Here is a 6,342-nt window from a genome sequence, read left to right as displayed (position 1 = left end):
CCCAGGTGCTGTTGGCCAACATCGCCAGCATGTACGCCGTATACCACGGCCCGAAAGGCCTGACGCAGATCGCCAATCGCATTCATCACCTGACCGCGATCCTCGCCAAAGGCTTGAGCGCACTGGGCCTGAGCGTCGAGCAAGCCAGCTTCTTCGACACCTTGACGATCAAAACCGGCGCGCAAACAGCTGCCCTGCACGACAAGGCCCATGCGCAGAAAATCAATCTGCGCGTGGTCGATGCTGAGCGTCTGGGTCTGTCCCTCGACGAAACCAGCAGCCAGGCTGACGTCGAAACCCTGTGGAACCTGCTGGCCGACGGCAAGGCACTGCCGGACTTCGCTGCCCTCGCCGCCTCGGTCCAAAGCACCCTCCCGGCCGCACTGGTTCGCCAATCGCCAATCCTCAGCCACCCGGTGTTCAACCGTTATCACTCCGAAACCGAGCTGATGCGCTACCTGCGCAAACTGGCGGACAAGGACCTGGCCCTGGATCGCACCATGATCCCGCTGGGTTCCTGCACCATGAAACTCAACGCCGCCAGCGAAATGATCCCGGTGACCTGGGCTGAATTCGGTGCCCTGCACCCGTTCGCTCCGGCCGAGCAAAGCGCCGGCTATCAGCAACTGACCGATGAACTGGAAGCGATGCTCTGCGCCGCCACCGGTTACGACTCGATCTCCCTGCAACCGAACGCCGGTTCCCAGGGTGAATACGCCGGTCTGTTGGCGATCCGTGCCTACCACCAGAGCCGTGGCGAAGACCGTCGCGACATCTGCCTGATCCCGTCGTCCGCCCACGGCACCAACCCGGCCACCGCCAACATGGCCGGCATGCGTGTGGTTGTGACCGCGTGCGATGCCCGCGGCAACGTCGACATCGAAGACCTGCGCGCCAAGGCCATCGAGCACCGCGAACACCTCGCCGCGCTGATGATCACCTACCCGTCGACCCACGGTGTGTTCGAAGAAGGCATCCGTGAAATCTGCGGCATCATTCACGACAACGGCGGCCAGGTGTATATCGATGGCGCGAACATGAACGCCATGGTCGGCCTCTGCGCACCGGGCAAGTTCGGCGGCGACGTATCGCACCTGAACCTGCACAAAACCTTCTGCATCCCACACGGCGGTGGCGGCCCAGGCGTCGGCCCGATTGGCGTCAAGTCGCACCTGACGCCGTTCCTGCCGGGCCACGCCCAGATGGAACGCAAGGAAGGCGCGGTCTGCGCGGCACCGTTCGGCAGCGCGAGCATTCTGCCGATCACCTGGATGTACATTCGAATGATGGGTGGCGCCGGCCTCAAGCGCGCTTCGCAATTGGCGATCCTGAATGCCAACTACATTTCCCGTCGCCTCGAAGAGCACTATCCAGTGCTGTACACCGGCAGCAACGGTCTGGTGGCGCACGAATGCATCCTCGACCTGCGTCCGCTGAAAGACAGCAGCGGCATCAGCGTCGATGACGTGGCCAAGCGCCTGATCGACTTCGGCTTCCACGCCCCGACCATGTCGTTCCCGGTGGCCGGCACGTTGATGATCGAGCCGACCGAGAGCGAATCCAAGGAAGAACTGGACCGCTTCTGCGACGCCATGATCCGCATCCGCGAAGAAATCCGCGCGGTGGAAAACGGCACGCTGGACAAGGATGACAACCCGCTGAAAAACGCCCCGCACACCGCTGCGGAAATCGTCGGCGAGTGGACTCATCCGTACAGCCGCGAGCAAGCCGTTTACCCGGTAGCGTCGCTGATCGAAGCCAAGTACTGGCCACCGGTCGGTCGCGTCGACAAGATTTGGGGGGCAAGCCTCGCTCCTACGGTTTCATCTAACGCCTATAACAAGAAAACCGGAGAACAACCATGTCGTTAAGCGTGTTCGACCTGTTCAAAATTGGTATCGGCCCCTCCAGCTCCCACACCGTCGGCCCGATGCGTGCCGCTGCGCGCTTCGCCGAAGGTCTGCGCCGTGAAGGGCTGCTATCGRCAACTACCTGCGTCAAAGTCGAGCTCTACGGCTCGCTCGGCGCCACCGGCAAAGGCCACGGCAGTGACAAGGCCGTATTGCTGGGCCTGGAAGGCGAACACCCGGACACCGTGGACACCGAAACCGTCACTGCCCGCCTGCAAGAGATTCGCAGCAGCGGTCGCTTGAACCTGCTCGGTGAACACAGCATCGCGTTCAACGAGAAAGAACACCTGGCAATGATTCGTAAACCGTTGGCCTATCACCCCAACGGCATGATCTTTCGCGCGTTCGACGCAGCCGGCCTGCAAGTGCGCAGCCGCGAGTATTACTCGGTCGGTGGCGGGTTCGTCGTCGATGAAGACGCGGCCGGCGCCGACCGCATCGTTGAAGACGCCACGCCGCTGACCTTCCCGTTCAAAAGCGCCAAGGACTTGCTTGGTCACTGCAGCACCTACGGTTTATCGATCAGTCAGGTGATGCTGACCAACGAAAGCGCCTGGCGCCCGGAAGCGGAAACCCGCGCCGGACTGCTGAAGATCTGGCAAGTGATGCAAGACTGCGTCGCCGCCGGTTGCCGCAACGAAGGCATCCTGCCCGGTGGGCTGAAGGTCAAACGGCGGGCGGCGGCGCTGCATCGGCAACTGTGCAAAAACCCGGAATCGTCGCTGCGCGATCCACTGTCGGTACTGGACTGGGTCAACCTGTACGCCCTGGCGGTCAATGAAGAAAACGCCAACGGCGGACGCGTGGTCACTGCGCCCACCAATGGTGCAGCCGGCATTATCCCGGCGGTGCTGCATTACTACATGCGCTTCATCCCCGGTGCCAACGAAGACGGCGTGGTGCGTTTTCTACTGACGGCCGCTGCAATCGGCATTCTGTACAAGGAAAACGCCTCGATCTCCGGCGCCGAAGTCGGCTGTCAGGGTGAAGTCGGCGTTGCCTGTTCCATGGCGGCCGGCGCCTTGTGCGAAGTGCTCGGCGGTACGGTGCAGCAGGTGGAAAACGCGGCCGAAATCGGCATGGAACACAACCTCGGCCTGACCTGCGACCCGATTGGCGGACTGGTGCAAGTGCCTTGCATCGAGCGCAACGCCATGGGTTCGGTCAAGGCCATCAATGCGGTGCGCATGGCCCTGCGTGGCGACGGTCAGCACTTCGTCTCCCTCGACAAGGTCATCCGCACCATGCGCCAGACCGGCGCCGACATGAAAAGCAAATACAAGGAAACCGCCCGTGGCGGTTTGGCGGTCAACATTATCGAGTGCTGATGCGCGCATCTGCACTATTTTCAGGAGCTGTATATGTCCACCGAACAACTGTTGAAGACCCCGTTGCACGCACTGCACCTCGAACTCGGCGCCCGCATGGTGCCGTTCGCCGGTTATGACATGCCGGTGCAATACCCGTTGGGCGTGATGAAAGAACACCAGCACACCCGTGATCAGGCCGGGCTGTTCGATGTCTCGCACATGGGCCAGATCCGCCTGACCGGCGCCAACGCCGCCAAAGCCCTGGAAACCCTGGTGCCGGTGGACATCATCGACCTGCCGGTGGGCATGCAGCGCTACGCGATGTTCACCAACGAGGCCGGTGGCATCCTCGACGACCTGATGGTCGCCAACCTCGGTAACGACGAACTGTTCCTGGTGGTCAACGCCGCCTGCAAGGACCAGGACCTGGCGCACCTGCGCAAGCACATCGGCGACCAGTGCACCATTGAACCGCTGTTCGAAGAGCGTGCCCTGCTCGCTCTGCAAGGCCCGGCTGCCGTCACCGTGCTCGCACGCCTGGCACCGGAAGTTGCGAAGATGACCTTCATGCAGTTCACCCGCGTGAAACTGTTGGGCGTGGACTGCTTTGTCAGCCGTTCGGGCTACACCGGCGAAGACGGTTACGAAATCTCCGTGCCGGCGGCCAACGCCGAAGCGCTGGCTCGCGCCCTGCTTGCCGAACCGGAAGTCGCGGCCATCGGCCTCGGCGCCCGCGATTCCCTGCGCCTGGAAGCCGGTCTGTGCCTGTACGGCCACGACATGAACACCGAAACCACGCCGATCGAAGCAAGCCTGCTGTGGGCCATCTCCAAGCCTCGACGTGCCGATGGTGCGCGGGCCGGCGGCTTCCCTGGCGCCGAAACCGTGTTCGCCCAACAGCAAACCGGTGTCAGCCGCAAGCGCGTTGGCCTGCTGCCGCAGGAACGTACACCGGTGCGTGAAGGTGCAGAGATCGTCAACGAAGCTGGCGAAATCATCGGCAGCGTTTGCAGCGGCGGCTTCGGTCCGACCTTGGGCGGCCCTTTGGCCATGGGTTACCTCGACAGCGCTTATACCGTTTTGGAAACGCCAGTTTGGGCCATTGTGCGTGGGAAAAAGGTGCCTTTGCTTGTAAGCAAAATGCCATTTGTTCGTTTTTTCTCCCGTAGTTGGCGTAGAGTTTGTTCACTGTGTTTGCATGGGTCGCTTGGAAATCGTGACCTGGGCAGTAGCCTACAAGTTAGCTACATCCCGTTCGACGTCTTCTTACTCTCCTGCAACCAGCCCCAGTACTCTTTCACGAGAAGGAGACTGTCATTCATTTTTGCGTCAAAGGAAATAAGAAATGTCCCAACGTCAGAGCGGTACCGTCAAGTGGTTTAACGACGAGAAAGGTTTTGGTTTTATCACTCCAGAAAGCGGTCCGGATCTGTTCGTGCATTTCCGCGCTATTCAGGGCAACGGCTTCAAGAGCCTGAAAGAAGGCCAGAAAGTGACGTTCGTTGCTGTGCAAGGCCAGAAAGGCATGCAGGCTGACGAAGTACAAGCAGAAGGCTAATCTTCTGTTACGAAAAAGCCCCTGATGCTGACATCAGGGGCTTTTTTGTGCGCGCAAATCCGTAAAATGGCTTCTTTTTTCCGTTCTGAGGCAGCCATGTCGAAACACCTGCTCAACCCCCAAGGCGACTTTCCCGCCGCAGGCCTGGGTCGTCGCCTGGCAGCGATGTTCTACGACTTCCTGCTGTGCACCGCGCTGCTGATCGTCACCAGCGGCATCTACAAGATGATCCAGATGGCGATCATCGGCGAAGACCGGATGCGCACCCTGACCGAGGCCGGCGCCCTGGACGGTGACCCACTGCTGTCGACGGTTCTGCTGTTTGTGCTGTTCGGCTTCTTCGCCAAGTTCTGGACCTGGTCGGGCCAGACCCTGGGCATGCAGGTGTGGTGCATCCGCGTACAAAACGCCGACGGCTCATCCATCAGCCTGTGGCAGGCGCTGCTGCGCTTTGTGGTGTCGATCGCGTCCTGGTTATGCCTCGGGCTGGGGTTCTTCTGGTCGCTGTTCGACAAGCAGAAGCGCAGCTGGCACGACATCTATTCCAACACCCAGTTGGTGCGGATTCCGAAGAAGACCAAATAATCCTCCAGATGCAAAAACGCCCCGATCAACCCGGGGCGTTTTTTTTGGCTCACTGCCAACGAATCAGGCGTTACCCGCCAGCTTCATCCGCGCCGCCTGCGTGAAATCGAGCATGCGCTTCAACGGCCGAATCGCCTGCGGAATCAACGCCGGATCGACGAAGATCTCGTTGGTCCCCTCCTTCAAGCTCTTCAGCGTGCGTTCAAGGGTGTTCATCGCCATCCACGGGCAATGCGCGCAACTGCGGCAAGCCGCGCCGTTACCGGCCGTTGGCGCTTCGATAAAGACCTTGTCCGGGCACAGCTGCTGCATCTTGTAGAAGATGCCGCGGTCGGTGGCAACGATCAGGGTCTTGTTCGGCAGGCTTTGCGCAGCAGCGATCAGCTGACTGGTGGAACCCACCGCATCGGCCAATTCGATCACGGCGGTCGGCGACTCCGGGTGCACCAGAATGGCCGCGTCCGGGTACAGCGCTTTCATGTCTTCGAGCTGCTTGGCCTTGAACTCTTCGTGAACGATGCAGGCACCATCCCACAGCAGCATGTCGGCGCCGGTCTGGCGCTGGATGTAAGTCCCCAGGTGCTTGTCCGGGCCCCAGATGATGGTTTCGCCGTTATCCATCAGGCTTTCGACGATTTCCAGCGCGCAACTTGAAGTCACCACCCAATCCGCCCGGGCTTTGACTGCTGCCGAGGTGTTGGCATATACCACCACCGTGCGTTCCGGGTGCTGATCGCAGAACGCCGAGAACTCGTCCACCGGGCAACCCAGGTCCAGCGAGCAGGTCGCTTCCAGGGTTGGCATCAGCACACGTTTTTCAGGGTTGAGGATCTTGGCGGTTTCGCCCATGAATTTCACACCGGCGACCACTACGGTCTTGGCCGGGTGAGCATTGCCGAAGCGGGCCATCTCCAGAGAGTCGGAGACGCAGCCACCGGTTTCTTCGGCCAGGGCCTGAATGACTGGATCACAATAGAAG

Annotated in this window: 5 protein-coding genes and 1 pseudogene; 5 read left to right on the top strand and 1 reads right to left on the bottom strand. The window is 60.9% G+C overall.

All coding sequences use genetic code 11. The features are described from left to right. The 5 genes and pseudogenes from gcvP to AC1DLB_RS26925 form a co-directional block, all read left to right on the top strand. A partial coding sequence (gene gcvP, locus AC1DLB_RS26945; RefSeq protein WP_477785997.1) for an aminomethyl-transferring glycine dehydrogenase occupies positions 1-1,871 on the top strand: 1,871 nt, incomplete at its 5' end. Then, a complete protein-coding gene (locus AC1DLB_RS26940) occupies positions 1,862-3,238 on the top strand; it encodes an L-serine ammonia-lyase (protein WP_477785996.1) in 1,377 nt (458 codons plus the stop codon). The genes gcvP and AC1DLB_RS26940, both read left to right, overlap by 10 nt. A gap of 33 nt (positions 3,239-3,271) precedes the next feature. Then, positions 3,272-4,372: pseudogene (gene gcvT, locus AC1DLB_RS26935) on the top strand (glycine cleavage system aminomethyltransferase GcvT); the annotation flags it as partial. Positions 4,373-4,565: 193 nt separating this feature from the next. Continuing rightward, positions 4,566-4,778: a cold-shock protein gene (locus AC1DLB_RS26930; RefSeq protein ID WP_007934683.1), complete on the top strand. Its 213-nt coding sequence runs from the start codon at positions 4,566-4,568 to the stop codon at positions 4,776-4,778. A gap of 96 nt (positions 4,779-4,874) precedes the next feature. Further along, complete coding sequence (locus AC1DLB_RS26925; RefSeq protein ID WP_019581477.1) at positions 4,875-5,363, top strand: RDD family protein; 489 nt, start codon at positions 4,875-4,877, stop codon at positions 5,361-5,363. A gap of 63 nt (positions 5,364-5,426) precedes the next feature. Here the strand turns inward: AC1DLB_RS26925 and nadA are convergent. Then, the coding region (nadA, locus tag AC1DLB_RS26920; protein ID WP_477785995.1) for a quinolinate synthase NadA at positions 5,427-6,342 on the bottom strand (916 nt) is incomplete at its 5' end.

The sequence above is a fragment of the Pseudomonas sp. 05N434 genome, assembly GCF_056396965.1.
The sequence above is the reverse complement of the archived record's forward strand: the minus strand, read 5'-3'. Positions and strand labels throughout refer to the sequence as shown.

Excerpts from the sequence above, each read along its gene's own strand:
- AC1DLB_RS26930 (WP_007934683.1), top strand. The coding sequence starts at position 4,566 with ATGTCCCAACGTCAGAGCGGTACCGTCAAGTGGTTTAACGACGAGAAA.
- AC1DLB_RS26925 (WP_019581477.1), top strand. The coding sequence starts at position 4,875 with ATGTCGAAACACCTGCTCAACCCCCAAGGCGACTTTCCCGCCGCAGGC.